This is a genomic window from Ensifer sp. ENS02 (genome assembly GCF_014851885.1).
In the GTDB taxonomy this organism is placed as follows: domain Bacteria; phylum Pseudomonadota; class Alphaproteobacteria; order Rhizobiales; family Rhizobiaceae; genus Ensifer; species Ensifer adhaerens.
The window spans coordinates 16,537-42,517 of sequence record NZ_JACVAO010000015.1 but is presented as its reverse complement, the minus strand read 5'-3'; the positions used below and the strand labels follow the sequence as shown (position 1 = coordinate 42,517).

General features: G+C 62.7%; 31 protein-coding genes. 14 read left to right on the top strand and 17 right to left on the bottom strand.

The features are described 5' to 3' along the window. Nucleotides 1-32 precede the first annotated feature (32 nt). Both adh and IB262_RS27310 read left to right on the top strand, forming a co-directional pair. Nucleotides 33-1,541, top strand: a complete 1,509-nt coding sequence (adh, locus tag IB262_RS27315; protein ID WP_034788758.1) for an aldehyde dehydrogenase — start codon at nucleotides 33-35, stop codon at nucleotides 1,539-1,541. A gap of 157 nt (nucleotides 1,542-1,698) precedes the next feature. Next, nucleotides 1,699-2,097, top strand: coding sequence for a DUF779 domain-containing protein (locus IB262_RS27310; protein ID WP_060518715.1), 399 nt, complete (start codon nucleotides 1,699-1,701; stop codon nucleotides 2,095-2,097). A 9-nt stretch (nucleotides 2,098-2,106) separates the two neighbouring features. On the opposite strand, the gene IB262_RS27305 is transcribed toward IB262_RS27310, so the two are convergent. After that, nucleotides 2,107-3,012: a LysR family transcriptional regulator gene (locus IB262_RS27305; protein ID WP_112975083.1), complete on the bottom strand. Its 906-nt coding sequence runs from the start codon at nucleotides 3,010-3,012 to the stop codon at nucleotides 2,107-2,109. 117 nt (nucleotides 3,013-3,129) lie between these two features. On the opposite strand from IB262_RS27305, the gene IB262_RS27300 reads away from it, so the two are divergent. Then, complete coding sequence (locus tag IB262_RS27300) at nucleotides 3,130-4,155, top strand: aldo/keto reductase (protein ID WP_192494002.1); 1,026 nt, start codon at nucleotides 3,130-3,132, stop codon at nucleotides 4,153-4,155. Between the two features lie 72 nt (nucleotides 4,156-4,227). Here IB262_RS27300 and IB262_RS27295 read toward each other — a convergent pair whose 3' ends face one another. The 6 genes from IB262_RS27295 to lgt all read right to left on the bottom strand — a co-directional run bounded on the left by IB262_RS27295 (nucleotide 4,228) and on the right by lgt (nucleotide 10,397). Further along, nucleotides 4,228-5,160: a ribose-phosphate pyrophosphokinase gene (locus IB262_RS27295; RefSeq protein WP_034788749.1), complete on the bottom strand. Its 933-nt coding sequence runs from the start codon at nucleotides 5,158-5,160 to the stop codon at nucleotides 4,228-4,230. Between the two features lie 207 nt (nucleotides 5,161-5,367). After that, the gene (locus tag IB262_RS27290; RefSeq protein ID WP_112975128.1) at nucleotides 5,368-6,207 is read right to left on the bottom strand and encodes a hypothetical protein; all 840 of its coding nucleotides are present in this window, start codon (nucleotides 6,205-6,207) and stop codon (nucleotides 5,368-5,370) included. Between the two features lie 89 nt (nucleotides 6,208-6,296). Then, nucleotides 6,297-7,448, bottom strand: coding sequence for a Xaa-Pro peptidase family protein (locus tag IB262_RS27285; RefSeq protein WP_034788744.1), 1,152 nt, complete (start codon nucleotides 7,446-7,448; stop codon nucleotides 6,297-6,299). 1 nt (nucleotide 7,449) lies between these two features. Beyond that, complete coding sequence (pgeF, locus tag IB262_RS27280; RefSeq protein WP_112975082.1) at nucleotides 7,450-8,244, bottom strand: peptidoglycan editing factor PgeF; 795 nt, start codon at nucleotides 8,242-8,244, stop codon at nucleotides 7,450-7,452. 151 nt (nucleotides 8,245-8,395) lie between these two features. Next, nucleotides 8,396-9,499, bottom strand: a complete 1,104-nt coding sequence (locus IB262_RS27275; protein WP_034789036.1) for a class I SAM-dependent methyltransferase — start codon at nucleotides 9,497-9,499, stop codon at nucleotides 8,396-8,398. A 61-nt stretch (nucleotides 9,500-9,560) separates the two neighbouring features. Beyond that, on the bottom strand, nucleotides 9,561-10,397 hold the full coding sequence (gene lgt, locus IB262_RS27270) for a prolipoprotein diacylglyceryl transferase (protein WP_112975081.1): 837 nt from the start codon (nucleotides 10,395-10,397) through the stop codon (nucleotides 9,561-9,563). Nucleotides 10,398-10,613: 216 nt separating this feature from the next. Here lgt and IB262_RS27265 point away from each other — a divergent pair, with 216 nt between their 5' ends. The 6 genes from IB262_RS27265 (at nucleotide 10,614) to IB262_RS27240 (ending at nucleotide 14,903) form a co-directional block, all read left to right on the top strand. Further along, nucleotides 10,614-10,874: an accessory factor UbiK family protein gene (locus IB262_RS27265; protein ID WP_034789034.1), complete on the top strand. Its 261-nt coding sequence runs from the start codon at nucleotides 10,614-10,616 to the stop codon at nucleotides 10,872-10,874. 447 nt (nucleotides 10,875-11,321) lie between these two features. Continuing rightward, the gene (locus IB262_RS27260; RefSeq protein ID WP_034788736.1) at nucleotides 11,322-11,822 is read left to right on the top strand and encodes a YbjN domain-containing protein; all 501 of its coding nucleotides are present in this window, start codon (nucleotides 11,322-11,324) and stop codon (nucleotides 11,820-11,822) included. A 2-nt stretch (nucleotides 11,823-11,824) separates the two neighbouring features. Then, nucleotides 11,825-12,643 (top strand): pyrroline-5-carboxylate reductase, encoded by an 819-nt coding sequence (gene proC / locus IB262_RS27255; RefSeq protein ID WP_192357204.1) that lies wholly within the window; start codon nucleotides 11,825-11,827, stop codon nucleotides 12,641-12,643. Nucleotides 12,644-12,994: 351 nt separating this feature from the next. Continuing rightward, nucleotides 12,995-13,954, top strand: a complete 960-nt coding sequence (locus IB262_RS27250) for a LysR family transcriptional regulator (RefSeq protein ID WP_112975079.1) — start codon at nucleotides 12,995-12,997, stop codon at nucleotides 13,952-13,954. A gap of 38 nt (nucleotides 13,955-13,992) precedes the next feature. After that, complete coding sequence (locus tag IB262_RS27245) at nucleotides 13,993-14,334, top strand: tRNA-binding protein (protein WP_034789031.1); 342 nt, start codon at nucleotides 13,993-13,995, stop codon at nucleotides 14,332-14,334. A gap of 5 nt (nucleotides 14,335-14,339) precedes the next feature. Beyond that, complete coding sequence (locus IB262_RS27240) at nucleotides 14,340-14,903, top strand: protein-tyrosine phosphatase family protein (protein ID WP_034788722.1); 564 nt, start codon at nucleotides 14,340-14,342, stop codon at nucleotides 14,901-14,903. A gap of 5 nt (nucleotides 14,904-14,908) precedes the next feature. Here the strand turns inward: IB262_RS27240 and IB262_RS27235 are convergent, their stop codons facing one another. The 4 genes from IB262_RS27235 to IB262_RS27220 are packed head-to-tail and all read right to left on the bottom strand — an operon-like array spanning nucleotide 14,909 to nucleotide 18,109. Next, nucleotides 14,909-15,412, bottom strand: a complete 504-nt coding sequence (locus IB262_RS27235; protein WP_112975078.1) for a tetratricopeptide repeat protein — start codon at nucleotides 15,410-15,412, stop codon at nucleotides 14,909-14,911. 55 nt (nucleotides 15,413-15,467) lie between these two features. Continuing rightward, nucleotides 15,468-16,850, bottom strand: coding sequence for an ATP-binding protein (locus IB262_RS27230; RefSeq protein ID WP_034788716.1), 1,383 nt, complete (start codon nucleotides 16,848-16,850; stop codon nucleotides 15,468-15,470). Between the two features lie 32 nt (nucleotides 16,851-16,882). Further along, nucleotides 16,883-17,584: a response regulator transcription factor gene (locus IB262_RS27225; RefSeq protein ID WP_043618070.1), complete on the bottom strand. Its 702-nt coding sequence runs from the start codon at nucleotides 17,582-17,584 to the stop codon at nucleotides 16,883-16,885. Nucleotides 17,585-17,629: 45 nt separating this feature from the next. Further along, the gene (locus tag IB262_RS27220) at nucleotides 17,630-18,109 is read right to left on the bottom strand and encodes a MarR family transcriptional regulator (RefSeq protein WP_034788710.1); all 480 of its coding nucleotides are present in this window, start codon (nucleotides 18,107-18,109) and stop codon (nucleotides 17,630-17,632) included. A 268-nt stretch (nucleotides 18,110-18,377) separates the two neighbouring features. On the opposite strand from IB262_RS27220, the gene IB262_RS27215 reads away from it, so the two are divergent. After that, nucleotides 18,378-19,268, top strand: coding sequence for a branched-chain amino acid aminotransferase (locus IB262_RS27215; RefSeq protein WP_034788707.1), 891 nt, complete (start codon nucleotides 18,378-18,380; stop codon nucleotides 19,266-19,268). A 79-nt stretch (nucleotides 19,269-19,347) separates the two neighbouring features. Here the strand turns inward: IB262_RS27215 and IB262_RS27210 are convergent, their stop codons facing one another. Together IB262_RS27210 and IB262_RS27205 are read right to left on the bottom strand one after the other, a co-directional pair. Continuing rightward, nucleotides 19,348-19,614 carry a hypothetical protein gene (locus IB262_RS27210; protein ID WP_034788698.1) on the bottom strand — a complete coding sequence of 89 codons (267 nt, stop codon included), beginning with the start codon at nucleotides 19,612-19,614 and terminating at the stop codon, nucleotides 19,348-19,350. Between the two features lie 321 nt (nucleotides 19,615-19,935). Beyond that, nucleotides 19,936-20,559 carry a DUF1236 domain-containing protein gene (locus tag IB262_RS27205; RefSeq protein WP_090298497.1) on the bottom strand — a complete coding sequence of 208 codons (624 nt, stop codon included), beginning with the start codon at nucleotides 20,557-20,559 and terminating at the stop codon, nucleotides 19,936-19,938. A gap of 149 nt (nucleotides 20,560-20,708) precedes the next feature. Here IB262_RS27205 and IB262_RS27200 point away from each other — a divergent pair, with 149 nt between their 5' ends. After that, nucleotides 20,709-20,876 (top strand): hypothetical protein, encoded by a 168-nt coding sequence (locus IB262_RS27200; RefSeq protein WP_192357202.1) that lies wholly within the window; start codon nucleotides 20,709-20,711, stop codon nucleotides 20,874-20,876. A gap of 172 nt (nucleotides 20,877-21,048) precedes the next feature. Next, nucleotides 21,049-21,690, top strand: a complete 642-nt coding sequence (locus IB262_RS27195) for an MBL fold metallo-hydrolase (protein WP_060581775.1) — start codon at nucleotides 21,049-21,051, stop codon at nucleotides 21,688-21,690. Nucleotides 21,691-21,766: 76 nt separating this feature from the next. Here the strand turns inward: IB262_RS27195 and IB262_RS27190 are convergent, their stop codons facing one another. Together IB262_RS27190 and IB262_RS27185 are read right to left on the bottom strand one after the other, a co-directional pair. Further along, a complete protein-coding gene (locus IB262_RS27190) occupies nucleotides 21,767-22,213 on the bottom strand; it encodes a BA14K family protein (RefSeq protein WP_034788692.1) in 447 nt (148 codons plus the stop codon). Between the two features lie 144 nt (nucleotides 22,214-22,357). Next, on the bottom strand, nucleotides 22,358-22,573 hold the full coding sequence (locus IB262_RS27185; RefSeq protein ID WP_034788690.1) for a cold-shock protein: 216 nt from the start codon (nucleotides 22,571-22,573) through the stop codon (nucleotides 22,358-22,360). Between the two features lie 207 nt (nucleotides 22,574-22,780). Here IB262_RS27185 and IB262_RS27180 point away from each other — a divergent pair, with 207 nt between their 5' ends. Further along, on the top strand, nucleotides 22,781-23,053 hold the full coding sequence (locus tag IB262_RS27180) for a hypothetical protein (RefSeq protein ID WP_127889314.1): 273 nt from the start codon (nucleotides 22,781-22,783) through the stop codon (nucleotides 23,051-23,053). Between the two features lie 198 nt (nucleotides 23,054-23,251). On the opposite strand, the gene IB262_RS27175 is transcribed toward IB262_RS27180, so the two are convergent. Further along, complete coding sequence (locus tag IB262_RS27175; RefSeq protein ID WP_112975077.1) at nucleotides 23,252-24,148, bottom strand: DMT family transporter; 897 nt, start codon at nucleotides 24,146-24,148, stop codon at nucleotides 23,252-23,254. 172 nt (nucleotides 24,149-24,320) lie between these two features. Between IB262_RS27175 and IB262_RS27170 the strand changes: the two genes are divergently transcribed. Continuing rightward, a complete protein-coding gene (locus IB262_RS27170; protein WP_090298502.1) occupies nucleotides 24,321-24,752 on the top strand; it encodes a hypothetical protein in 432 nt (143 codons plus the stop codon). Nucleotides 24,753-24,768: 16 nt separating this feature from the next. Here IB262_RS27170 and IB262_RS27165 read toward each other — a convergent pair whose 3' ends face one another. Next, nucleotides 24,769-25,956, bottom strand: coding sequence for a PQQ-dependent sugar dehydrogenase (locus IB262_RS27165; protein ID WP_112975076.1), 1,188 nt, complete (start codon nucleotides 25,954-25,956; stop codon nucleotides 24,769-24,771). Between the last annotated feature and the right edge of the window lie 25 nt (nucleotides 25,957-25,981).

Sequence of the window (25,981 nt, the reverse complement as noted above, 5' to 3'; positions counted from 1 at the left end):
GCTCCATTGCTGGGTCTCAGGGAGGAATGAGCATGCTGCATCAGAAGATCGTCGAAAGCCCGTTCAAACAGAAATACGGCAACTTCATCGGCGGGGAATGGCGCGAGCCGGTGGCCGGCCGCTACTTCGACAATACGACGCCGGTGACCGGCGGTGTGCTTTGCCAGGTGGCGCGCTCGGATGCCGCCGATATCGAGTTGGCGCTCGATGCTGCCCATGCCGTCCGCGAGAAATGGGGCCGCACCTCGGCCGCTGAGCGTTCCAACATCCTGATGAAGATCGCCGGCCGGATGGAGGACAATCTCGAACTGCTGGCACGGGCCGAGACCTTCGACAACGGCAAGCCGATCCGCGAGACCATGGCCGCCGACATTCCGCTGGCCATCGACCATTTCCGCTATTTCGCCGCCTGCATCCGTGCCCAGGAAGGTTCGATCGGCGAGATCGACCACGACACGGTTGCCTACCACTTCCATGAACCGCTCGGCGTCGTCGGTCAGATCATCCCCTGGAACTTCCCGATCCTGATGGCCGCCTGGAAGCTGGCGCCGGCACTTGCGGCCGGCAACTGCGTCGTGCTGAAACCGGCCGAGCAGACACCGGCGTCGATCCTCGTCTGGGCGGAGCTGATCGGCGATCTCCTTCCGGCCGGCGTGCTCAACATCGTCAATGGTTTCGGTCTCGAAGCCGGCAAGCCGCTCGCCACCAGCCCGCGCATCGCCAAGATCGCCTTTACCGGCGAGACGACGACCGGGCGGCTGATCATGCAATATGCCAGCCAGAACCTTATTCCGGTGACGCTGGAGCTCGGCGGCAAGTCGCCGAACATCTTCTTCGCCGATGTGCTCGCCGAAGACGACGACTACTTCGACAAGGCGCTCGAAGGCTTTGCCATGTTCGCGCTGAACCAGGGTGAGGTCTGCACCTGCCCGAGCCGCGCACTGGTGCAGGAGAGCATCTATGACCGCTTCATGGAACGGGCGGTAAAACGCGTCGAGGCGATCCGCCAGGGCAATCCGCTCGACAGCGCCACGATGATCGGCGCGCAGGCGTCGAGCGAACAGCTCGAAAAGATCCTCTCCTACATCGATATCGGCAAACAGGAAGGCGCCGAGGTGCTGACCGGCGGCGGCCGCAATGTGCTCGAAGGCGAGCTGTCGGAAGGCTTCTACGTCAAGCCGACCGTTTTCCGCGGGCACAACAAGATGCGCGTGTTCCAGGAGGAGATCTTCGGGCCTGTCGTTTCGGTCACCACCTTCAAGACCGAGGCCGAAGCGCTGGAGATCGCCAACGACACGCTCTATGGCCTCGGAGCCGGTGTGTGGAGCCGCGATGCCAACCGCTGCTACCGCTTCGGCCGCGAGATCCAGGCCGGGCGTGTGTGGACCAATTGCTATCACGCCTATCCGGCGCATGCGGCCTTCGGCGGCTACAAGCAGTCCGGCATCGGCCGCGAGACGCACAAGATGATGCTCGATCACTACCAGCAGACCAAGAACATGCTGGTGAGCTACAGCCCCAAGGCGCTCGGCTTCTTCTGATCGGATCTGCCTTCCCCGCCGCCTGGGGAAGGCGACAGGAGCGGGAGGGAGGGTGTTCTCCTCCTTTCCCTCTCGCTCGATCAACGGCTGAGGCGTGCTCTCCACCCGCGCCTCAGCCGGCTTTTTGCAGAATGCTCTCGAACAGTGAGGCTCGCGAATGTTCACTGAACTCATAGGATCCAGCGGAATCGGCGAACCCCGCGTGCTTGCAACCGATGCGGCGCTCGGCTTCATCGCCGAAATCCGGCGGGATCACCCCGATATCCTGTTTCACCAGTCCGGTGGCTGCTGCGACGGCTCGTCGCCCATGTGTTATCCGGCCGATGACTATATCGTCGGCGACAATGACGTGAAGCTCGGCGAGATCGGCGGCGTGCCTGTCTATATCAGCGCCAGCCAGTTCGAAGTGTGGAAACACACGCAACTGATCATCGACGTGGTGCCGGGCAGGGGCGGCATGTTTTCGCTCGACAACGGACGGGAGAGACGTTTCCTGACGCGCTCCCGGCTCTTTGGCGGCGGCGAGGCCTGTGCCGTGGTTTTCCGTGGACGGTGAGCTGCGGAACTATGTCCGCTCCCGCATGACTTTTGCCGCCAGGTCCAGAAAGGCCCGCAGTTTTGGCTGTGTCTGGGCCTTGGCGGGGAAATAGATGAACAGACCTGGCGACGTCGGCAGATAGGCTTCGAGCACCCGTTCGAGGCGGCCGCTCGCAACGGCGTCGCGCACCGAAAGATCCGGCAGATAGGCAAGCCCGGTGCCGGCCTCCGCCATCTCCATGAGCATCTGAAAATCATTGACGGTGAGGGCGCCCGGAGCATCGACCGAGACGTCGCGCCCCTCGCGCTCGAACTCCCAGCGGTAGATCGTGCCGGATCCCGGATAACGATAGCGGACGGCTTCGTGGCGCGTCACGTCCTCGGGTGTCGACGGCCGCCCGTGCTTGACGAAATAGGAGGGCGAACCGACCACGGCCCACGTGATGTCAGGCGTCAGCCGCACGGCAATCATGTCGCGCTCGACCGCTTCGCCGATGCGCATACCGGCATCGAAGCCGTGTTCAGTGATGTCGACGGCCGCATCGTCGATGGAGACTTCGACGGAAACGTCCGGATAGGCCTGGCGAAACCGCGGCAGGAGCGGCGTCAGCACCAGCGGGATGGCCATGCGCGGCACGGTCAGCCGGAGATTGCCCATGGGCCGGTCGCGAAAATCGCCGAGCAACTCATAGGCGTCGGCGATCTCGGTGGCGGCGGGACGTACGCGCTTCAGGAAGGCGAGGCCCGCCTCGGTCAGAGCAACGCGCCGGGTGGTGCGCACGAAAAGCTGGAGGCCGAGACGGGCTTCGAGCGCCCTGATCGTCTGGCTGACGGCATTGGGCGTGACGCCGAGCGTTGCCGCTGCTGCGGTGAAGCTCTTTGCCTCTGCCACCGCCAGAAACTCTCTCAGTCCGCTGAAAGGGTCGTTTGCCATCCGTCGATTATGAAGCAATTCTTCCAAGCCTATCAAGAGAGCGGTGGTTTTTCATAGCAATCCACTTCGGCATGATCTGTCCAACTGCAACCTGTCTTTCAGAGGATGGAGATCGACATGCAATATACGACGCTTGGAAATACCGGTCTGGTGGTTTCGCGCATCGCCTTCGGGGCGATGACGTTTACTGCCGGCGACCGCAGCCTCGGCGCGGTCTACAAGACCGATGCCGAGGCTGCCGACGCCCTTGTCGGGCAGGCGCTCGATGCCGGCATCAATTTCTTCGACACGGCCGACGCCTATGCCTCCGGCCAGTCGGAGCGGATCCTGGGTGCGGCGCTCAAATCACGTCGCGACGAGGTGGTGATCGCCACCAAGGTCGGTTTCCGCACCGGCACGTCGCTCAACCAGGCCGGTCTGTCGCGCCGTCACATTCTCTGGTCGGTCGACCAGAGCCTGAAGCGCCTCGGCACCGACTGGATCGACACCTATATCGTCCACAAGGAAGACCCGCATACGCCGCTTGAGGAAACGCTCGCAGCGCTCGACGCGGTCGTGCGCTCCGGCAAGGTATATATCGGCTTTTCCAACTGGTCGGCCTGGAAGGTGGCAGCGGCCCTCGAAATCCAGAAGGCCAACGGACTGGCACCTTTCACCCATGGCCAGATGCACTATTCGCTGCTCGGCCGCGACGTCGAGCGTGACGTCATTCCGATGATGCAGCGCTATGGGCTGGGGCTGACGGTCTGGAGCCCGCTCGCCTCGGGTTTCCTTTCGGGCAAGTACACCCGCGACAATCTCGGCGATCCGGACAACCGCTATTCCGGCTTCGACATTTTGCCCTTCGACAAGGAGCAGGGCTTCAAGCTGGTGGAGCGCATGCGCGGCATCGCCGGCGAACATGGGGCGAGTGTCGCCCAGGTGGCAATCGCCTGGCTGCTTTCGAAGAGGGCGGTGACCAGTGTGCTGCTCGGCGCTTCCAAGCCGCACCAGCTGAAGGACAATCTTGGCGCCGCCGATCTTGCTCTGACGGCGACGGAGATCTCGGCGCTCGATGCCGAGACCGTGCCGGCGCCTGTCTATCCCAACTGGTTCATCGACAATCTCGTCGACCAGCCGCTGGCCCAGGCGTTCGTGCAGTAATCGCGTCCCGCAACGAAAAACGCCGGCGCGTGTGGCGCCGGCGATTTGGAAATTCGGGCGTTCCGGACGACCTTAGTCGAAGAGGCTTGATACCGACTCTTCCTGGCTCGTGCGGCTGATGGCTTCGCCGAGCAGGCCCGCGGTCGAGATGACGCGGATGTTGTGGGCTGACTGGACGGCGGTCGTCGGCTGGATCGAGTCGGTGATGACCAGTTCCTTCAGCATCGACGAGGTAACGCGGGCAACCGCGCCGCCGGAGAGAACGCCATGGGTGATGTAGGCAGTGACGCTGGTCGCGCCGTTCTTCAAAAGCGCCTCGGCCGCGTTGCAGAGCGTGCCGCCGGAATCGACGATGTCGTCGATCAGCAGGCAGTCCTTGCCCTTCACGTCGCCGATGACGTTCATGACTTCGGATTCACCCGGACGGTCGCGGCGCTTGTCGACGATCGCCAGCAGACAGTCGAGACGCTTGGCAAGCGCACGGGCGCGTACCACGCCGCCGACGTCCGGCGAAACGACCATGACGTTCTTCAGGTCGTAGTTTTCCTTGACGTCGCGCGCCAGGATCGGGATCGCATAGAGGTTGTCGGTCGGGATGTCGAAGAAGCCCTGGATCTGGCCGGCATGAAGATCGAGGGTCAGCACGCGGTCGGCGCCGGCTTCGGTGATCAGGTTGGAGACCAGCTTGGCGGAGATCGGCGTGCGCGGACCGGGTTTGCGGTCCTGGCGGGCATAGCCGAAATAGGGAAGCACGGCAGTGATGCGGCGAGCGGAGGAGCGGCGCACCGCGTCGATCATGATGAGCAGTTCCATCAGGTGATCGTTGGTGGGAAACGAGGTCGACTGGATGATGAAGACATCCTCGCCGCGTACGTTTTCGCCGATCTCGACGAAGATTTCCTGATCGGCGAAACGGCGTACCGTCGCTTTGCCGAGAGGCAGGTTGAGATAGTTGCAGATCGCTTCGGCCAGAAGCCGGTTCGAATTACCTGCGAAAACCTTCATTGACGGACCGCCTTGAGCTGGCGCGGTCACCGTCCGGTACTTTTCCGGCAGCGGTGTTTTCCGCGCAGATTCCGAGAGCCATTCCAATCGCGGTCATTCTTTGCGGATGGCCGCCGTTCAGAGCTGATCGGCCGCTTTTTAGCGAGACTGAACTTGAATGCAAGGGGAATGCTGCGCCGCGAAGGCCAATATCCTAAAAACTTTGTGTCAACCGGCTTGAGATTGCCGCCATTCGAGATAGGCGTCGATGGTTTTCGTCGCAATTCCCTGCATGGTTGTGTCCGGAACGCCACTCCACAAATCCGTGCCGCCGCCGGGAACCTGATCCTGTCCTTGGATGCGGTGCAGGCGGTTGCCGCTGCCGTCGAGCACGTCCCAGACATAAACGACCGTCGTCTTGTCGCCGTCCTTCAGCGCCGAGAAATAGCCTTTGAGGATATGCTCGCTGCTGGCGTCCGCCGAGCCCTTGATCGTCAGGCCGCGGGCGCGAGCGTCGGCACCGAGTTGTTTGGAAAGCGGTGTCACCGCCTGGACCGGTGCGCCGATGATCGGCAGGAAGCGGATCGTGCCGCTCGCGGCAGCACTTGCCTTCGGCAATGCGGCGACGGTTGGCTGGCTCTGGATTTCTTCGGCCGCGGCCGCCGCCTGCTGAACGGGCGTGTGCTGTATGGGCGCCTGTTCCACCGGTGCCTGGCGGCTCTCGATCGTGTTCTGGACGGGCTCGGAACCGGCGGCAAGCCGGCTTGCCTGTCCCTCGAAGGTGCCGGCCGGATCGGTATAGGTCGCGTCGCCGGTGGCATAGGCCGTCGGTGTGTTCGACGGAGCCGACTGAGGCGAATAGGCGGTGGTCTGGCTGACGGATTCGCGCTGCACCGGCGCCATCGCCGTCTGCGTCGACATGGCGTCGAGGTCGGATTGCGTCACCGGCGGCGAGCGGAAAGTTCCCCCGCCGACGTCAACCTGTGGCGTCAGCATCTCGGTGCTGTTGCAGGCGGCGAGCGCAATGGCGAGGCCAAGAGCTACGATGGGCGTGGTGAGCTTTCGCATGTTCAAACCGTCCGTCCGTTTCTTCGCGGCAGTTTCCTGAAACGTCTCCTGTCGTCTGCCATTACGAACGCAAGTCTAGGCGGATTTCCCTAAGCAGAAATGAAGTCCAGGCCGTAACGCGACAGCGCGCGCGGCGTGTCTGTCGTGGTGAGGTAGGTCTGGCCAAGCGTCATGGCGGTGCCGCTGTCGGAATCCATAATGATCATGTGCACGAACAGCGACATGTTCGGCTCGATCTCCTGGGGATTGCCGAGGTGGAACATCTGCTGCTCCATCCAGGAGGGGGAGAAGCGGGCGCCGAGCGAATAGCCGCAGGCGTTCAGACGGTGGCGGGCAAGACCGCGTTCGTCCATGATCCTGGCGTGCACGTCGAAGACGGTGCCGAAGGTGTTGCCGGGGCGAAGCACCATCTCGATCGCCTGGATGGTTTCGCGGCAGGCGCTGTAGAGTTCGCGATGGCGGTTGGTCGGCTCGCCGATGACGACGGTGCGCATCATCGCCGCATGATAGTGGGCGCTGACGCCGGCCCATTCCAGCGTAAGCTGGTCCTGGCTGTCGAGCAGGCGCCGTCCGGACTTGTAGCGGCAGAGCAGAGCATCGGCGCCGGAGCCGATGATGAACTCGTTGGCCGGATAGTCGCCGCCGCCGGCAAGGATCGTTCCCTGCATCGCGGCCAGAATGTCGGCTTCGTTGCCGCCAGGACGAATGAGGGGCAGGGCGGCATCGAGCGCGTCGTCGGCAAGGCTTGCGGCCTTTTCGACATGGGCGATTTCCGCCTCGCTCTTGATCAGGCGCAGGCGGCCGACCAGATGCGAGGCGTCGATCAGCTCGCCAAAGGTCTGTAGCTGCCGGTCGATCAGCCGCGCGGCGCGGCCGGTCATGCCGTGGGTGTCGTATTCGATGCCGATGCGGCAGCCGAGCAGGTCGAGTTCGCTCAAGAGGTTCTTGAGATCCATGGTCGGGTCGGCATTGGCCCGGTCGACCCAGATCTCGATACGCTCGATGTTCGATGTATGACGGGCCTGGCGCAGGTCGGCCGAGCGCGTCAAAAGCACCATCGAGCCGTCCTTCTTGACGACCAGCGTCTGGAAGAAGCAGTAGCCGAAGGTGTCGTAGCCGGTCAGCCAGTACATGCTCTCCTGGGCGAAAAGCAGCACCGCGTCCAGCTTCTCCTCGCGCATCTTCTCCGTCAGCCGCTCGAGACGGCTTGCATATTCTTCCTGGGCAAAGTGAAGCGCCATGTCAGGTCCCTCGTATGCAAATGGCGGAAATCTGTCGGCCGTAGTCCGGTTCCTGCCTGTGGGTCGTGCGCCGATAGGAGAAGAAACGCTCCTCGTCGGCATAGGTACAGATGTCGAGATTCTCGGCGGCAACGCCCGCTTCGACCAGCCGTTTGATCGTCAGCCCTGGCAGGTCGAACATGGCATGGCCGTCGCGCTCCGAAGGCCGGAAGAAAGTGGCGTAGCTTTCGTTCGCCGCGACGAAGCGTTCTACGAACTCGGAGCCGACCTCATAGTTCCGACGGCTGATCGACGGGCCGAGGCAGGCGACGATGCGCTCACGCTGCGCGCCGAGCGAAACCATCGTGTCGATGGTGCTTTCGAGCACGCCGCCGAGCGCGCCCTTCCAGCCGGCATGCGCGGCACCGATGACGTTGGCTTTGGCATCGGCAAAGAGGATGGGGCCGCAATCGGCCGAGAGCACGCCGAGCACGATGCCCGGCGTTGCCGTCACCAGCGCATCGGCCTCGGGGCGGGTACCGTCGTAGCTTTCGTCGACCACCACGGCGTCCGGGGAATGGATCTGGTGCACGGTCGCCAGGCGCTCTGGCGAGGCGCCGAACCAGCGGGCGACACGGGCGCGGTTCTCGTTGACATGGGTACGCTCGTCCTTGGAGCCAAGCCCGACATTGAGGCCGCGATAGATCCCTTCGGAGACGCCGCCCGTTCGGGTGAAATAACCATGGGCGATTGCCGGTCCGGCCTTCTCGCTGAAAAGCGAGCTTTGCACAGGAGAGAGCGCGGCGTCATGCTGCATTGGTATATTCGCCTTTGCTTTATCAGGAAAATCAATGGGTTTGGGGGCGCGCTCCGGCCCGGCGACTGGCTCTTGATTTGCCGGCGCGATGTTGACCCGCGACGGCAGGGCTGTCAATTCCCGAACGGCAGGGGTGCCGTCGGGTGGAGGTTCAAGCCTTCGGTTTGCGGAACGGCGAGAGCGGCACCGGAGGGCTGCTGACGGCCAGGACCTTGAACAGCTCGCCCATCTTTCCGGCGCCTGCGCCGGCAAGCCTCTCGACGTCCTGGCGGATGGTTTCCTGCGTCAGCGCATCCTTGTCGCGGCCAAGGGCCGCGGCGCGTTCCAGAAGACCGAGGCCGACCAAAAAATCGCCCTGGTGGGCGAGGCCGTTGATCTGCACATCGTCCGTCTTGGCGCGGCGGGCGAGTTGCTCGAAATCGACGTGGCTGGTGAGATCGGCGCGGCCGGGGCTGGCGAGCGGCGGATCGTATTCGTGATCGCGCACGGCCTGCAGCGTATCGCCATAGCCGGTGGCCATATGGCCATAGTCGATGATCACGGCGGTGCCGCCGCTGATCTTCAACCGTTCGCAGAGGGCCGACATGACAGCGTCGCGGGCGGGAGCAATCTCGAAGATCGTGCCTTCGGCAACACCCTGCGCCGGCGTCGGAAGAAGCTCGGGATCGATGCCGGCAACGCCGGCGGCGAAGGTCAGTTCGTCCGTGGCATCAAGCCCGACCATGCGCTCGCGGAAGCCTTGCGCCGTGCGCACGAACTGCCGGATCGGAATGGCGTCGAAAAGCTCGTTGGCGGCAAGCAGGAGGAAACCTTCGGGCAGGGTCTCGAAGCTCGTGTGCCATTCGACCTTGTGACCATGGGCGGCGAGCGTTTCCGACTGCACCTTGCGCAGCCGTTCGCTGGTTTCGACGAGATGCACGCCGGCGGAAGCATAGAGATCGGGTGCCAGGCGGCGCACGACGCGCAGCATGTCGGCCATCATCGTGCCGCGGCCGGGGCCGATTTCAGCAATCACGGCGCCCTCAGGCTTGCCGTGCTGCTGCCAGGCATGGACGAGGAAGATGCCGATCATCTCGCCGAAGAGCTGGCTGATCTCCGGCGCCGTGGTGAAGTCGCCTTCCTTGCCGAAGGGCTCGTGCACACGGTAGTAGCCGTGCTCCGGATCCGCCAGGCAAAGCGAGAAATAATCGGTGACGCTGATCGGCCCGTGGGTCTTGATCAGCGCCTTGATCTTGTCCGCAAGTGGTGTCGTCATGCCTTCGTCCAATTCGCGGGGCGGCGGCCGGAATAGCCGCGCGCCCTTGCCCCATCCGCTCTCAGGCGGCTGCGCGCCGCGCCCGGGCAATGGCCCAGATGCCGGCGAGCGCCATTGGCAGCGACAAAAGCATGCCCATGGTCAGCCAGCCACCGACAAGATAGCCGATCTGCGCGTCCGGTTCGCGGAAGAATTCGACGAAAATGCGGCTCAGTGCATAGCCGAGCACGAAGATGCCGGTGACGAGCCCCGGGGATTTCAACGCGTGACGACGATAGATGAACCAGGCGAGGGCGGAGAGCAGGACGATACCTTCAAGGGCGGCCTCGTAGAGCTGGCTCGGGTGGCGGGCGAACGGACCGCCGGTCGGGAATACGATCGCCCAGGGCATCGACGAGAGGCGGCCCCAGAGTTCGCCGTTGATGAAGTTGGCGATACGACCGAAGAACAGGCCGATCGGGACGACGGCGGCGACGATGTCGAACAGGCTCCAGATGGCGATCTTGTTCTTGCGCGCAAACAGGATCATGGCGAGTGTCGTGCCGAGGAAGCCGCCGTGGAACGACATGCCGCCGTTCCAGATTTCCAGCGCGCGGATCGGATTGGCGAGGACTGAGCCGAGATCGTAGAAGAGAATGTAGCCGATGCGGCCGCCGAGCACGATGCCGCCGGCGGCCCACAGCAGGAAGTCGTCGAGCTGCTGCAGCGTGATGGCCGGCTTGTCGTCCCGCCAGAGCGAGGCGTTCATCGCCAGGCGCCGGGCGTAGAACCAGCCGAGGAGAATGCCCGCCACATAGGCGAGCCCGTACCAGTGGATGGCCAGCGGGCCGATCTGGACGATAACGGGGTCGATTTCGGGGAAGGGGAGGATGGCGAGGCGGGTCGCTAATGTTTCCAATTTATTGTTCTCGTGCCGGGCCGGTTGTTTCGGCGGACCATGGCGAGCGATTTCACCTCGGTCAAGGGCGGCAATGCGCGCCCCGGACACAGGGTCGTGAAGGGAGCCGTGATGGCGCGCGTGATTTTTCTTGCATCGCGCGGCCGGTGACCCTACCTGAAACCCATGGACCGCATCGCGCCTTTAGAGGCGATGGCTGATATGGAGATCGCGACGATGAGCACAGGCACCAACCGCATCCTGGATGACTTTGCCAAGCTGATGACCGATGCTGCCGGCGCCGCTCAAGGCGTGCGCCGCGAGGTTGAAACGGCCTTCCGGGCGCAGGCGGAGCGGGCGCTGAATTCGCTCGACGTCGTCAAGCGCGAAGAGTTCGAAATGGTCAAGGAAATGGCCATCAAGGCGCGTGAGGAAAACGATGCGCTTCTGGCCCGTATTGAGGCTCTCGAAGCGCGTCTCGTCGATACGGGCAAGTAACGCGATTCCCTTGAAATAACGGCATTTCAGCGTTTTTACTTCGCCCGCGGACCTCATCTGCGGGCGTTTTGCTGTGGTTCAGCCGCATAGGTCTGAAACGGCATGATGGGTGGTTAATAAAACCTGAAAAGTTTTCCACCTGTGGACGCTGCCAAAAAACCCTTATGGCAGAGTCAGTTAAGCTCAACCGCTTCATTCACATGACAACGTGGACGCGATTGTTCACGGCTATTTTTGGGCCGAGGGGCTGGCAGCCTGACTCCGCCATTATACACTGATTTTAAATGATGATTCGAAACGAACCACGTAAGCTCCGGGCAGGGTAAGTCAGTCAGGATGGATGTGAGTTCAGCAATCATACGTGTTTGTAATCGGTGTTGGGTTTGCGGCGTTGCTTCTTGTGAGCGTGATGACGCATGCCCGTGCCACACCTATGCAGGGTGATGCATGAGCCTTTTGGAAATGGAAGTCGAGCGCCAATCCAACCCGGTCGATATGATCGAGTTCGTGGCTGCCAATAACGACTGGTCGTTCGAACGATCCGGCGAAGACGAAATCGCCATGACGGTCGAAGGCAAGTGGGCGGACTACCACGTTTCCTTCTCCTGGATGGAGGAATTCGAGGCGCTGCACCTGGCCTGTGCCTTCGACATCAAGGTGTCGGAAAGCCGGGTCAACGAAGTCATCCGTCTGCTCTCCCATATCAATGGGCAGGTGCTGATGGGCCATTTCGATCTGTGGCGCCAGGAGGAAGTGGTGATCTTCCGCCAGTCGCTGCTGCTCGCCGGCGGCGCCGAGCCCACCAACCAGCAGGTCGAAGTTCTGCTTTCGAGCGCACTCGACGCTTGCGAATCCTATTATCAGGCGTTTCAATTCGTCGTCTGGTCCGGCATGGACGCGCAGCGCGCCGTCGATGCCGTCCTGTTCGAAACGGTTGGAGAAGCCTGATCATGACGAACGCCGCTTCCGGTCCCATCGTGCTCGTCGGCGCCGGCAATATGGGCGGCGCCATGCTTTCGGGCTGGCTGAAGAGCGGCGTTAAAGGCGCGAACGTTCTCGTCGTCGATCCCGGCCCGCCGCCGGCCATGGCGCAGCTGATCTCCGACAACGGCGTGACGCATGCGACCTCGGTACCGTTGGGTGTCCAGGCGGGTGTGATCTTCCTTGCGGTCAAGCCGCAGGTGATGGACGCCGTCTTGCCGCCGCTGAAATCTCTCGTCGGCCCGGATACCGTCATCGTTTCGGTTGCTGCCGGCAAGACGCTTTCCTTCATCGAAGCCCATCTCGGTGCCGCGGCGACCGTGCGCGCCATGCCGAATACCCCGGCCATGATCGGCCGCGGTGTCACCGGCGCCTTTGCCAATGCCCGCGTCAGCGATCAGCAGCGCGCTCGGGTTCATGATCTCCTGAAGGTCAGCGGTCCGGTCGAATGGGTCCGCACCGAAGCCGAGATCGATGCCGTCACCGCCGTTTCGGGCAGCGGTCCGGCCTATGTCTTCTACCTCGTCGAATGCATGGCCGAGGCGGGCCGCAAGGCCGGCCTTGAGGCGGACCTCGCCATGCGGCTCGCGCGGGAAACCGTCGCTGGGGCTGGCGAACTTTTGCACCAGTCGCCTGACGAAGCCGCGCGGCTGCGCCAGAACGTGACCTCGCCCGGCGGCACGACGGCTGCGGCACTGTCCGTGCTGATGGCCGACGACGGCATGCAGCCGCTATTCGACAAGGCGATCGCTGCGGCGCGCAAGCGCGCGGAAGAACTCGCAGGCTGAATATTGAATGCGGCTGGCCCCATGTTGGGCCGGCATGGCGCCTGGTCTAAGGGTTTCGCGCCGGGGAAGCGCCGGCGCAGGCCCCATGATCGCGGCTTGGCTGGCGATTGACGAGACTTCTCCAGATTGTGCCGATCGCGCGGCGGCAGAGGTCGCCGATCGCGATGCTGCGTTGACGCCGAGCCCAGGAATGCAGCTCATAACTCATCGGCAGACTGCTGCTCGGCTGCTTGCCCATTTCCGTTACTCCTCAAGCTTCGCTGTCTGAGTTCCGGTCCAAGCTACAGCCTGTCGCTCGCGGCGATAATCCATGTTAAATTCCGTTTATCTGTGACGAAATGGAATAGTTGGATGGATCGACAGGAAGCCATGGCGGTGTTTCTCGCTGTCGTCGAGGAGGGAGATTTCTCGGCGGCGGCGCGACGGTTGCGCATGACGCCATCGGCGGTCAGCAAGATCGTCGGCCGGCTGGAGGCGCGCCTTGGTGTACGCCTGCTGCAGCGCTCGACGCGCAGCATCAGCCTGACGAGCGAAGGCAGCGCCTATGCGGAATCGAGCCGCCGCATCCTCGGCGACATGGAAGATGCGGAGGTTGCGATCCAACCGGGGGCGGTGCCGCGCGGGCGGTTGCGGGTGAGCCTGCCCAGCGCCTTCGGTCATCGCCTGATCGTGCCCATGCTGCCTGATTTCATCGAACGGTTTCCGGAGATCGACCTGGAACTCGATTTCAGCGACGCGGTCGTCGACCTCATGAACGGTGAGGCGGATGTTGCGCTGCGGGTCGCGGAACAGAGCGACAGCACGCTGGTGACGCGGCGGCTCGCACCAAACCGTCGCGTCATCTGCGCTGCACCCGCCTATCTCGAGCGGCACGGCGCGCCGCAAACGCCTGACGACCTGCAGCGGCATGTCTGCCTTGCCATCACCGCCCGCGGCCGTCTCAACGTTTGGGAATTTCAGGATGGCAACGGCCGGCGTGCGATCCGTGTTCGTGGCTCCGTCGAAGCCAACAGCACCGAAGCGCTCCGACGGCTTGCGCTCGCAGGCATCGGCATCGTGCGCCTTTCCGAACTGCTCGTGGGCGGAGATATCAAGGCGGGATTGCTGGTGCCGCTTCTGACCGGCAGCAACTATGCCGAGGCGGAGCCGATCACGGTCGTCTATCCGCACCGGCGATTCTTGCCGCCACGCGTGCGTGTTTTCGTCGATTTCCTTGCCGAGCAGTTCGCGCGTCGCCCATGGGAGGAGGCCAGATTTTGCGGGGAGCCCGCCGAGGCCGCCGTGCTTCCGAAATCTCGCCCGATGCTTTAATCCACCTCCTCGGATAAGATTTCACATAGGGAATGACGATGGCTGAAACTATTGAATTTGCTGATTTCGAGCGCGTGGACATTCGCGTGGGCACCATCGTCGAGGCCGAACCGTTTCCGGAAGCGCGCAAGCCGGCCATCAAGCTGAAAATCGATTTCGGCCCGGAAATCGGCATAAAAAAGTCATCAGCGCAAATCACGGTGCATTATCGTCCGGAGGATCTCGTCGGGCGGCAGGTGCTGGGCGTTGTCAATTTTCCGCCGCGCCAGATCGGACCTGTGCGCTCTGAAGTGCTGACGCTGGGCTTTGCAGACGAGGCCGGTGCGATTGTGCTGGCTGCCACCGAACGGCCGGTCCCCAACGGCAAGAAATTGATGTGATCCCCATGAACATTGCTTTCGAAGTGATCCCCGAGCGCGTCAAGGTGTCCTGCCTTTGGCGCGCCGCCGATGCCGCGCGCGACTGGCGCGCAAGTCATGTGCTGTCTCTGCTCGATCCCGAATTGCCGGATGCCAACGTGCCCGTGATTGCGGACGCCAGCCACCGGGTCGTGCGCATGCGCGACCAGGAAAACCCGACCGCCACCCAGCATTTCCCGGATCTGGTGCTCGAAGTTTTCGAGGCGATGCGCCCGGCGGCCGAGCATGCTGAGAGCCGCATTCTCGTGCATTGCCATGCCGGCGTCAGCCGCTCGACGGCCTTTGCCTATGGTCTGATTGCGCATCAGCTTGGCGCGGGACGAGAGGACGAAGCCTTCCGGGCGCTCTTGGCGATCACCCGCAAGCCCTGGCCGAACCGCCGCATCATCGAAATCCTCGATGCCGCCCTTGGCCGCGGCGGCCGGCTGCTCGCGCCGCTCGATGTCATGCGCGCCCGTCATCCGCGCCGTATCGACGCCTGGCACCGTTTCAACGAACGACGCGGCCTGACCTCGATCTACCAGCGCTGACGGGTTCAACTCTCCGGCAACAGCATCTCGGCGTAGCGCTTGAGTGAGCGGTTGTAGCGGGGGAGGTGCCGTGACAGGCTGCCGAGCGCGAGTGCGGCCGCCTGTTGCGCCTGGCCGGTATCGACGAGGCAGAGCGCCAGGAAGGCGACGACCGCATCGTCGAGTTCGTCCGATGGCTTGTCCCGCTCGGCGGTGAGCAGGGCGACACCTTCTTTGGCGCGGCCGAGATTGCGCAGGGTGCTGGCGAGCTGGATGGTGGCCCGTCGGCGGCGAATTCCCTGAAGACCGTTTTCCAGCGCCTGCCGGTAGAGCGGCTCCGCCTTCATCTCATGGCCGGTCGAATCCTGCGCCGAGGCTCTTTCGAACAATCCGATGGCATGTCCTGCCGGCAGTTCGGCGGCAAGGGCATCGATGCGGGCGATAAAGGCTTCGCTATCTGTCGGGTCGAAGGTTGCCCAGAGTTCGGCCAGCCGTCGCTCCCAGTCAGCCCAATCGATGGCGTCTACCATGGCCCGTTCCCCTTAGCCCATTCGCGGCCAGAAGTGGCCCGCCCGCGCGGGAACGTCAAGCCGGGACGCGCACCGTTGCCCTGAGGCCGCCGAGCGGGCTGTCGCCAAGCGTGACGTTGCCCCCGTGGCTGCGGGCGATATCGCGGGCGATCGCCAGCCCGAGGCCGGTGCCGGAACTGTCGAGATTGCGGGCTTCGTCGAGGCGGAAGAACGGCTTGAACACATCCTCGCGCGAACGTTCGGGAATACCTGGGCCGTCATCGTCGACGGTGATGGTGAGCCACTTGGCACTGTGGCGCGCATCGATCTTGACAGTGTTGGCGTAGCGGTAGGCGTTCGAGGCGATGTTGGCGACGAGACGGGTGAAGGCGTTTGGCCGCACGCGGATATCGTCTTCCCCCTCGATGGATGTTGTCAGGGTCTTGCCGAGCAGTTCGGCTTCAGCGGCGAGCCGGGTCATCAGGTCGCTGAGTTTCAGCTGGCCGACGTCCTCCTCCGCTTCGCTGCGGGCGAAGGCCAGATAGCCTTCCAGCATGTTCTGCATGTCATCGACGTCCTGGTTCAGGCCTTCGAGATCGGGGTTGTTGCCGGCAAGCGCCAGCTGCAGCTTGAAGCGGGTGAGGATGGTTCGAAGATCGTGGCTGACGCCAGTCAGCATCGCGGTGCGCTGCTCGATCTGGCGTTCGATGCGCTCGCGCATCTGGATGAAGGCGAGGCCGGCGCGGCGGATTTCATCGGCGCCGCGCGGCGCGAAGTCGTCGATCTTCTGGCCCTTGCCGAAGCTTTCGGCCGCCTTGGTCAAGGCCAGGATCGGGCGGATCTGGCCGCGCAGGAAGAGCACCGCGATCGTCAGCAGCACCAGCGAGGCCGCCACCATCCAGACGAGGAAGATGTGGGTGTTGGAAGCGTAGGCCTGGTTGCGCCGGGCATAGACGCGCAGGATGCGGCCGTCATCGAGCTTGATGCGGATCTCGACGAGCTTGGAGTTGCCGACCGTATCGATCCAGAAGGGGCGGCGGACCTGGTTGGAAATCTCTTCGCCGAGGATCTGGTCGAGGATTTCGAAGAAGGGGCTGGGGCGCGGCGGCGGCAGTTCGCCGGGCGGGTCCACGGAGATGCTGAGATCGAGCTGATCGCGCGCGATGCGGATGATCTCGGAGATGTCGCGGTCGGCAGGGAACGTGTCGATAAGATCGACGATCGCGGCAATGTCCCCGGTGACGGCGGCCGACAGGCGCTGCGTTACCAGCTGCCAGTGGCGCTCCATGAAGATGAAGGCGACCACCGACTGCAGAAGCACCATGGGAATGATGACGATCAGCAGCGAGCGGGCGTAAAGCCCCATGGGCAGGCGACGGCGCAGCCAGCGGGTGAACCGCCTCCAGGCATTGTCGTTCGCCCCGGATGCGCCGTGCTCTATGCCGTCAAAGCTTGCCATGGTTTGCCGCGCTCATCGGAAAGGCTGCCATTTCAGTCCACGCTCAGCCGGTAGCCGATGCCGCGCACCGTCTGCAGCCAGACGGGGTTGGACGGGTCGTCCTCGATCTTGCGGCGCAGGCGGTTGATCTGCACGTCGATCGTGCGCTCGCCGACTTCGGCATCGTCGCCGATCAACTCGTGGCGCGGGATGGTTTCGCCGGCACGTTGCGAAAAGAGTGTCATGATCTCCTGCTCGCGGTCCGTCAGGCGGATGTGATCGGCGCCACGACGCAGCTCCTTGCGCACCACCGAGAAGGTGTAGGGACCGAAGATCACCTGGTCGACCTTGGGGGCCTGGGCCGGCTGGTTGCGGCGCAGGATGTTGTTGATGCGCAGCACCAGTTCGCGCGGGTCGAAGGGCTTCGACAGATAATCGTCGGCGCCGGCCTCGAGACCCTCGATGCGGGAGTTGGATTCCGCCAGCGCCGTCAACATCAGGATCGGCACGGTCTTGATTTGCCTGAGGCTCTGGGTGAGCGAAATGCCGCTTTCGCCGGGCATCATCACGTCGACGATCAGAAGGTCGAAGTCGAGGCCGACGAGCTTGCGTCGGGCTTCGTCCGCATCGGACGCGGTCGTCACGCGAAAACCCTGTTCGACCAGGTAGCGGTTGAGCAGATCGCGGATGCGCCGGTCGTCGTCAACGACCAGAAGGTGAGCCGCATCGTCCGAGACAGTCGCTTTTGTCGTCATTCCACGCTTCCCAAGTTGCAGGTCAGACCCGCGCTACGGCGGGCGTCAGTCTGCGGCGTTGTTCTTCATCCCGGCGAGAAAGCGCTTGACCGTTTCGCGCGCGCCCGGACCGGTTCTTGCCAATGCATCGGCTATGCGGCGGGACTGTGGCTCGGCAAGCGCACGCGCCAGTGCCTGGCCTTCTTCCGTCGTGTAGAGCATCCGCTGGCGCCGGTCTTCAGGGCCGGTTTCCTGGCGAATATACCCGGAGTCGATCAGTTGCTTCAGCACCCGGGCAAGGCTCTGCTTGGTAATCTTCAGCGTGTCCAGGAGGTCGGCGACTGTCATGCCCGGCTCGCGGTCGACAAAGTGCACGACGCGGTGGTGCGCCCGTCCGAAGCCGCTCTTTTCCAGGATCGCATCCGGGTCGGAGGTGAAGTCGCGATAGGCGAAGAAGAGCAGCTCGATGATCTCGAAATCGATCGTATCGTCATCGGCGGCGGCATCGTTCAGATACCGGGTGTTCTCTTTGGATTGGCCGGCCACGCGGTCATTTCCTTTCAGCCTGATTGCAACTTGCGAAACATTCGAAAAAATATGTCAGCTTTGTTGACATATTTTTACCATAGCATTAGCGTCCATGCTCGGTAAGCGAGACATTTGGCGTTGGCAACATCTGAAAGGATATGCCGTGCCGTTCCGATCGCAAATCCAAAATCACGAAATTGAATTTTCCCTCAATCAGTTTGCCGATAGACTGAAAGCAGGGCGATAATCAACTAAGAATGGCGCGCATGCGCCGGAGGATGACACCATGGCAGCGGTTCCTTTTGATCAGTTGGACGGACAGATCTGGTTCAACGGCGAGTTCGTCGCGTGGAAGGATGCCAAGATTCACGTGCTGACCCACGGCCTGCACTATGCCAGCGCGGTCTTTGAGGGCGAGCGCGCCTATGGCGGGCGCATCTTCAAGCTGACCGAGCACAACCAGCGCCTGCATCAGTCCGCCGAAATCCTCGGCTTCAAGATCCCTTATTCGGTGGAAGAACTGGACGCAGCCAGCGTCGAGCTTCTGAAGCGTCAGGGCTTCTCCGAGGCCTATGTGCGGCCGATCGCCTGGCGCGGCAGCGAGAGCATGGGCGTTTCGGCGCAGAACAACCGCATCAACGTCGCCATCGCCATCTGGCAGTGGGGCAGCTATTTCAACCCGGCCGAAAAGCTCAAGGGCATCCGGCTCGATATCGCAGAATATCGCCGCCCGGATCCGCAGACGGCACCTTCGAAGTCGAAAGCCGCCGGCCTCTACATGATCTGCACCATCTCCAAGCATGCGGCCGAGGCCAAGGGCTATGCGGACGCGATGATGCTGGATTACCGCGGCCGCGTGGCCGAAGCGACCGGTGCCAACATCTTCTTCGTCAAGGACGGCGTCATCCACACGCCGGTGCCGGATTGCTTCCTCGACGGCATCACCCGTCGCACGGTGATCGAGCTTGCCAAGCGCCGCGGCTATGAAGTGGTCGAGCGGGCGATCATGCCGGAGGAACTGTCCGGTTTCAGCGAATGCTTCCTCACCGGCTCGGCCGCCGAAGTGACGCCGGTTTCCGAAATCGGTCCTTACCGCTTCACGCCGGCGACGATCTGCGAAACGCTGATGAACGACTACATGAAGGAAGTCTATCCGGTTGCCGCGGCAGCCGAGTAACGGCATCCGGAATGCTCTCGAAAGCAGAAAAGGCGGCCCCCGGGCCGCCTTTTGTCTTGCTACGGATATGATCGCAGAATTAGGCGGTCTTCCCCAAGAATTGCCCGACGATTCCGCTCAGTACGCCGCCGCCGACAAGGCCGCCGATGGCTTGCATGGCGAGACCGGTCGCGGCTGCTTCTCCGCCGAGCATCTGAATGAGGAACCCGCCGCCAAGGCCTCCAATGGCGCCGACGATGGTCCGTGCGACGACACCGAATGCCTGCTGCTTCAACACTGCGCTGGCCGCGTTCCCGCCGGCGGCCCCCGCGATCAATTGGGTAATGATAGGCATTAATGCTTCCATTGATCCCTCCGTGTCGTGGCTCGTCGTGGACGCGCCAATAAAAGCCGATGAGCCGGCATCAATAGGTTGAAGCCTATTCCGGATTATTGTCAATTTGAGTGAAATGACGTTGCGGCGCCCGCTTCGTAGCCAATTGAAATGGCTCGATTTTAGGCAGAGGCAACCTCTTACAGGCAAAGCGGGAAAACGAAGCCGGCGGCGGGGGCGGCTGGAGGGAATGACCTTGCCGCGCATGATTCGTGCCGTCGGGAGAGCGAGGGAGGGTAATGCAGGCACGTCGGGAACCCCCGGCAACCGAACGATTGCCGGGGGTCTCGATTGTTAGCGATAGACGTAGACGATGCGTCGCGTTGCCGGCTCGACCAGAACGGGCTGGCCGTTGATGCTGACATAGTCGTAGCTGTAGTCGGGAACGCGTTGAACGGCCACGGTCTGTGGCAGTTCGGCACCGACGACGACTTCACCATCGAGATAGACGGTCTCGCCGGGGTTGGACGTGACGTAGGTCCGCACATTTTCCGGCGGCACGATCGGGTCGATCTGTTCGACCGGGCCGATCAATTCGTCGCCGCTGCTGACGATCACGGGGTCATTGGGCTGCACTTCGTAGGTGACGGCCGGAATGGCCAGGTCGGACCGGCGCTCCTGGACCACGACGGCAGAACCGCCAAGATCCGTCGTCAGATACTGGGAATAGACCCAGCCGCGCACGCCGCCGACGTCAATGCGGCACCACTTGCTGCCTTCGATGCAGCCGTCGATAACCGCGGTGCTACCGCGGGTCGCAAGGCCGACTGTCGGATATTGAGGGCCCGGACCTGTGCGGATGTTAAGGTCCGTCACCGTGGTCGCGGTCATGGCTGCAAAGGCGGACGGCGTACCGATCGCCAACACCAAACCCGCGGCCGCAGCGGCTCGCAACAGGGGGCGGGTAAGCTTCACCATCGTGTTTCTCCTTATATTGACGAGGGCCAAACGCCAGCAAGCGCGCGGATGTTCCCCCGGGAACGTCACGAAATGTGACGCTGTGACATTCTCCAGCCGTTGCCGAGGGCAGGACACGCCAGGAGAACAGGCAACGGGAGAGGGACAAAATGCAGAATGCTCAGCCGAATCAGAACAACGTCGCCGCGCGCAGCCTGAAGCCGGTCGTTCGGATCGTCGTCGCCGCGGAGATCGCGATTTCGGCGCTGCTGATGACCACCGTGCAGTGGCCGGCACCCCAGCAGCTGTCTGCACCGCAAATAGCCTCGCTTCGCTGATTGGCGCTGTCACCGCCGCCAATTGCCGCTATAGGAAGATGACGAGATCCTAGAGCGCGTTGCGATCTTCCAGATTCGCTTCCTACGCTTTAGGTTCTGGATTTGTCGCATGTCGTTATCGCAATACCGCTCCCAAATTTTTGCGCGACATGCTCTAGAGAGGCACACGCGCATGTTACAGGCGGGCATCATCCCGGTTACCCATTTCGAGCAGAACTGCACCGTGCTGTTCGACAGCGAGACCAAGGAAGGCGTGATCGTCGATCCCGGCGGCGACGTCGATCTCATCCTGCAGACCATCCGCGAAAACGGCATCACGCTGAAGGCGATCTGGATCACCCACGGCCATATCGACCATGCCGGCGGCGCCAAGGAACTGAAGGACGCCCTCGGGCTCGAAATCATCGGTCCGCACAAGGACGACCTGCCGCTGCTCGAAAGGCTCGAAAGCCAGGCGGAGCGCTTCGGTCTGGCGATGAAGGTTCAGAACGTCATTCCCGATCGCTGGCTCGAAGAAGGCGACACGGTCTCCTTCGGCGACCATGTCTTCGAAGTCCTGCATTGCCCGGGCCATGCGCCGGGACACGTCGTCTATTTCAACCGGGCGCAGAACTTCGCCCATGTCGGCGACGTGCTCTTCCACGGCTCGATCGGCCGCACGGACCTGCCCGGCGGCAATCACCAGCAATTGCTCGATTCGATCCGCGACAAGATCCTGCCGCTCGGCGATAGCGTCGGCTTCATCTGCGGACATGGCCCGGGTGGTCAGATCGGCGAGGAGCGCCGCACCAATCCTTATCTGCGCGGGCTCTGAGCCACCACACACGCTCACGAAAAAAGCCCATGTCTCTATCAAGACATGGGCTTTTCGATTCTTACGCCGAACCTGATTAGCCGGCGGTGCAGAAGTAGCTGCGGCCGTCGTAGCCGCGGAAGGTGCCGCTATCCGGGTTGAACGAGCGGTAACGCTGCGCGCAGTAACGGTACCAGGACGGGGTCCAGGGCTCGAGCGAGCGGTAACCGCCACCATAGCTGTCGACGACGACAGGGCGTGCCTGGTAGACCGGGCGAGGGCGGTAGGCCGGACGCGGCTCGTAATAGTCGTATTCCGGTTCCGGATCGATGTAGACGCGCTCGTTGTAGCCGCCGTTGTAACGCGGCTGCGAAGCGATCGCGCCGCCGATCAGAGCGCCGGCAACGAGACCTGCTGCACCAGCTGCCCATGCATCGTCATTATTGTGGTGATGCCTGCCGCCTGCCTCGGCGGCGCCAAAGGTCGGGATGACCATAGCGGCTGCGGCGATCGAGAGAACGGCGGCTTTGATGAACTTGTTCATTTGGCTTCAATCCTTCGCATGGACCGGATCAACCCGGCCTTCATGATGGAGGAAGGTTAACGCGGCCAAACTGAACCGAGCCTGAACAAAAAAACCCGGCAAGAATGCCGGGCTTCAACTGGAATCTGTCAGCAGATAACGGCGTTAGCCGGCGATCTGCAGGTTGACCGCCTTCGGGCCTTTGCCGCGGCGATCCGGTTCGGTGTCGAAGCTTACCTTCTGGTTTTCCGTCAGACCGGTCAGGCCGGAAGCCTGGACCGCGGAAATGTGTACGAAGATATCTGCACCACCGTTGTCAGGCTTGATGAAACCAAAGCCCTTGTCGGTGTTGAAGAATTTTACAGTGCCAGTTTCGGCCATGCGTCAGGTCCTTTTCTCTCCACCCGTTTGACGGACGGGTAGCATTGCAATGTGCCCGGATGGGCGTTGGCAGGCAGTTCTCGACGTTTGAGGAAAGGGTCCTGGTTACCGCAGCCAGCCATTGGAAGGGCCGCATCTCTGCTTCCCATCGGTCTGGCCGCCCGGAGTTTTTGCGTCTCCGGCCCGCTTTTATTTCAAGATCTTCCCATGTTCGCAGATTGCCCGAACGAAAGTAAGATTGATGGGTTTATTTTGAATTGGCAAGCAAAACTTTTCGGGATTGGTATTGCGTCTTGTCATTGCTCAAAAATCGGTCATTTGCGGCTTTGTGGGGCGCTGCGCAAAATATATCGCAAGCTGTTGAAATCACAGCTTTTTGAAAACAATTGCTGCAAAATTGAGTGGTTTTCGCCGATTTCTCGTGCGCGGCGCGTAAAGCAGGCCAATCGCTTGGGATGCGTGCCGTCGGCAACTCCCTGATATGTTTGAGGCTTCTCACGTCGGCGGTTTCTTACGTAGATTTCTTGCAGAAAATCTAGAGCTCTCGGGCCGGGTCGAAAACGCAGGGCAAAGCTACGCCTTCGTTGCGAAGCAACGGGCCTATTGCCTGAACAACAGCAAGTAAAGCCTCAGTCCAGCGTCTTGGCGGTGGCGTGCCTATAGTTTCTTGAGGAGCCCTCAGGCAGGTGCTGCGGCGCGGCGGCCCTTCGTCAGTTCAGGCACGATCTCCACCGTCAGCATGGCGGCAAAGATGATGGCGCAGCCGGCATAACCGATCGGGGTGATGACTTCGCCAAGCAGGAGAACGCCGAAGAGGGCGGCAAAGAGTGCTTCGCTCGACAGGAAGATCGCAGCCTGCGGCGCCGTGGTGTAGCGCTGCCCGACGACCTGAAGAATGAAGGCAAGGCCGCTCGAAAAGATGCCGGCATAGAGGATCTCGAAGAGCGCGCCCTCTATGGCAGCGAAGCTCAGGGGCTCGGTCGTGACGGCGAGGGCGAAGCCGAGCACGGCGCAGACGGCGAACTGCGTCATCGACAGCAGCATCGGCCGGCCGCTGCTTGGGGCAAACAGGCCGATGAGCAGCAGTTGTACCGCCCAGAACAGGGCGCAGACCACGGTCAGGTAGTCGCCACCCGTCAGCGTCGACAGCGTGCCGCCGCTCAAGAGGAAAATGCCGAACAGCGCCATCAACGCCCCCGGCCAGATCACCCAATGCGGCTTGCGGCGCAAGAAGATCACCGTCAAGGCCGGGACGAAGACGACGTAGAGACCGGTGAGGAAGCCGGAATTGGTGACGCTGGTGTCGAGCAGGCCGAATTGCTGCGTCACGGCGCCGGCAAAGAGCGCCAGGCCGATGAAGATGAAATTGCGCACGGTCGTCAGCTTGATCGGTTCGGCCGCGCGTTTCGTTTCGATGATGGCCAAGGGCATGGCGACCAGTGTCGCGATCGCAAAACGAAGCGCGATGAACCACAGCGGGCTGATCGCATCCATCGCCGTCGACTGTGCAACGAAGCCGGCGCCCCAGATGGCGCCTGAAATCAAAAGCAGCAGATTGGCCTGAATGCGCGACATGTCGTTCTCTCCTCGGACAGGCGCGTCTAGCAGTTGCGTTTTCGCCGGGCAAGGCTCATCGTCGCCACGGTTGGGCGGAGTTGTTGTCGATGGAAACGGCCGGAGACACGGTGCCGGGAGAGGGCGCCGAGGAGGGGGCTCAGCTCCTATCACCCATCGGAGATCGGCGACCATGAGCGATGCCGGCTATTCAGGCACGCCGCTCGGGCGCAAGCTGGGGCTGAAAGACGGGCAGCGGGCCCTGCTTCTCGGGGTTCCAGCCGGGCTCGATGCGATCAGCGGTTTTTCCGGCTTTCGGGCCAGCGAGACCGAGATCGGCACCGTGGCCGCGCGCGACATTGACTATGCGCATGTGTTCGAAACGGAGCGATCGGTTTTGGAAGAGCTCGCGCCGAAGCTGGCTGCGAGATTGAAGCCGGACGGCATGCTGTGGGTCTCCTGGCCGAAGAAGGCGTCGAAGCGGCCGACGACACTGACCGAGGACGTTTTGCGCGAAATCTTCCTGCCGCTCGGCCTTGTCGACGTGAAGGTTTGCGCGGTCGATGCCGTCTGGTCCGGGCTGAAATTCATGTTCCGGCGCGAGGTTCGCGATCGGCTATCGTGAACGTGCGGCGCGCCGGCTATTGCGTCGCCGCCCGGGAGACCCTGAGCACGGCGCCGTCTTCCTCGTCCGTCACCATCAGCAAGGCGCCGTCGGGTGCCACGACGACGTCCCGGATGCGGCCGAATTCGCCGTCGAACAGCCGCTCCTCGGAGCCGATCGCGCCGCTGTCGTCGCGTTCGAGCCGGGCGAGCAACTGGTACTTCAGCGCCGCCACCAGAAGATCGCCATCCCATTCGGGAAACATCTCGCCGCGATAGACGGCAAGCGCGCCAGGCGCGATCGAGGGATCCCAATAGAAGAGCGGCTGATCGAGGCCTTCTTTCGCCGTGCCTTCGCCGATCTCGGCGCCGGAATAGTCCTTGCCGTAGGTAATGACGGGCCAGCCGTAATTGTGGCCGGGCTTCGGATTGTTGATCTCGTCGCCGCCGCGCGCGCCGTGCTCGACCGTCAGAAGCGTGCCGTCCTTCGGATCGAAGGCGATCCCTTGAGGATTGCGGTGGCCCTTCGACCAGATCTCCGGCAGGCCGCCGGTGCCGCCGCGATAAGGGTTCGATCCGGGAACGCTTCCGTCGGCATTGATATGCAGGATGGCGCCGGCATGATCGCGCGGGTCCTGCGCCCGGTCGCCTTCGCCGCGATCGCCGATGCCGAAGAAAAGGCTGCCATCGGGAGCGATTGCGATGCGTGAGCCGAAATGCTGGCCCTTGCCGGTAAACTTGCTCATCCGGAAGAGCTCCTTGACGTCGGTAAGCCCGGTTCCGTCGGCGGCGAGCTTTGCCCGTAGGACGACGGTGCCGTAACCGCCTTTGCCGTTGGCGGCCATCGTCAAGTAGAGCGTCCGGGTTTCTGCAAAACGGGGATCGAGCGCGATGTCGAGCAGGCCGCCCTGGCCACGCTCGGCGACCTCGGGCACGCCCGTCAGCGGTTTCGAGAGCTTGCCGTCGCGCAGGATCCGCAGCCGACCCGGCCGCTCGCTGACGATCAGGCCGCCATCGGGGAGTGCCTCGACGGACCAGGGGTGTTCAAGCCCGGTCGCGAGCGTCTCGACACGCACGGTACCGTGCTCGCTCGGAAACTCGCGGGCATCCTGTGCCCCGGCGCTCGGAGGAGCAAACGTTGCCAGCGCAACGGACACGGCCAGGATTCCGACCGCACGCGACCGTTTGCCCGCCCGTCCCGATGTTCCAGCGCCCGTATGCCGCATTCCGTTTCTCCCACACCGACTCGTT

Coding starts and splice junctions, on each gene's coding strand:
- pgeF (WP_112975082.1), bottom strand. CDS start 8,244: ATGCAGCATGACGCCGCGCTCTCTCCTGTGCAAAGCTCGCTTTTCAGC.
- IB262_RS27185 (WP_034788690.1), bottom strand. CDS start 22,573: ATGGCCGAAACTGGCACTGTAAAATTCTTCAACACCGACAAGGGCTTT.
- IB262_RS27165 (WP_112975076.1), bottom strand. CDS start 25,956: ATGCGGCATACGGGCGCTGGAACATCGGGACGGGCGGGCAAACGGTCG.
- IB262_RS27265 (WP_034789034.1), top strand. CDS start 10,614: ATGAGCACAGGCACCAACCGCATCCTGGATGACTTTGCCAAGCTGATG.
- IB262_RS27190 (WP_034788692.1), bottom strand. CDS start 22,213: ATGAACAAGTTCATCAAAGCCGCCGTTCTCTCGATCGCCGCAGCCGCT.
- IB262_RS27200 (WP_192357202.1), top strand. CDS start 20,709: ATGCAGAATGCTCAGCCGAATCAGAACAACGTCGCCGCGCGCAGCCTG.
- IB262_RS27205 (WP_090298497.1), bottom strand. CDS start 20,559: ATGGTGAAGCTTACCCGCCCCCTGTTGCGAGCCGCTGCGGCCGCGGGT.
- IB262_RS27210 (WP_034788698.1), bottom strand. CDS start 19,614: ATGGAAGCATTAATGCCTATCATTACCCAATTGATCGCGGGGGCCGCC.
- IB262_RS27240 (WP_034788722.1), top strand. CDS start 14,340: ATGAACATTGCTTTCGAAGTGATCCCCGAGCGCGTCAAGGTGTCCTGC.
- IB262_RS27310 (WP_060518715.1), top strand. CDS start 1,699: ATGTTCACTGAACTCATAGGATCCAGCGGAATCGGCGAACCCCGCGTG.
- adh (WP_034788758.1), top strand. CDS start 33: ATGCTGCATCAGAAGATCGTCGAAAGCCCGTTCAAACAGAAATACGGC.
- IB262_RS27170 (WP_090298502.1), top strand. CDS start 24,321: ATGAGCGATGCCGGCTATTCAGGCACGCCGCTCGGGCGCAAGCTGGGG.
- IB262_RS27250 (WP_112975079.1), top strand. CDS start 12,995: ATGGATCGACAGGAAGCCATGGCGGTGTTTCTCGCTGTCGTCGAGGAG.
- IB262_RS27230 (WP_034788716.1), bottom strand. CDS start 16,850: ATGGCAAGCTTTGACGGCATAGAGCACGGCGCATCCGGGGCGAACGAC.
- IB262_RS27275 (WP_034789036.1), bottom strand. CDS start 9,499: ATGACGACACCACTTGCGGACAAGATCAAGGCGCTGATCAAGACCCAC.
- IB262_RS27245 (WP_034789031.1), top strand. CDS start 13,993: ATGGCTGAAACTATTGAATTTGCTGATTTCGAGCGCGTGGACATTCGC.
- IB262_RS27225 (WP_043618070.1), bottom strand. CDS start 17,584: ATGACGACAAAAGCGACTGTCTCGGACGATGCGGCTCACCTTCTGGTC.
- IB262_RS27180 (WP_127889314.1), top strand. CDS start 22,781: ATGTTCGCAGATTGCCCGAACGAAAGTAAGATTGATGGGTTTATTTTG.
- IB262_RS27295 (WP_034788749.1), bottom strand. CDS start 5,160: ATGAAGGTTTTCGCAGGTAATTCGAACCGGCTTCTGGCCGAAGCGATC.
- IB262_RS27195 (WP_060581775.1), top strand. CDS start 21,049: ATGTTACAGGCGGGCATCATCCCGGTTACCCATTTCGAGCAGAACTGC.
- IB262_RS27260 (WP_034788736.1), top strand. CDS start 11,322: ATGAGCCTTTTGGAAATGGAAGTCGAGCGCCAATCCAACCCGGTCGAT.
- IB262_RS27290 (WP_112975128.1), bottom strand. CDS start 6,207: ATGCGAAAGCTCACCACGCCCATCGTAGCTCTTGGCCTCGCCATTGCG.
- IB262_RS27175 (WP_112975077.1), bottom strand. CDS start 24,148: ATGTCGCGCATTCAGGCCAATCTGCTGCTTTTGATTTCAGGCGCCATC.
- IB262_RS27285 (WP_034788744.1), bottom strand. CDS start 7,448: ATGGCGCTTCACTTTGCCCAGGAAGAATATGCAAGCCGTCTCGAGCGG.
- IB262_RS27300 (WP_192494002.1), top strand. CDS start 3,130: ATGCAATATACGACGCTTGGAAATACCGGTCTGGTGGTTTCGCGCATC.
- proC (WP_192357204.1), top strand. CDS start 11,825: ATGACGAACGCCGCTTCCGGTCCCATCGTGCTCGTCGGCGCCGGCAAT.
- IB262_RS27305 (WP_112975083.1), bottom strand. CDS start 3,012: ATGGCAAACGACCCTTTCAGCGGACTGAGAGAGTTTCTGGCGGTGGCA.
- IB262_RS27215 (WP_034788707.1), top strand. CDS start 18,378: ATGGCAGCGGTTCCTTTTGATCAGTTGGACGGACAGATCTGGTTCAAC.
- IB262_RS27235 (WP_112975078.1), bottom strand. CDS start 15,412: ATGGTAGACGCCATCGATTGGGCTGACTGGGAGCGACGGCTGGCCGAA.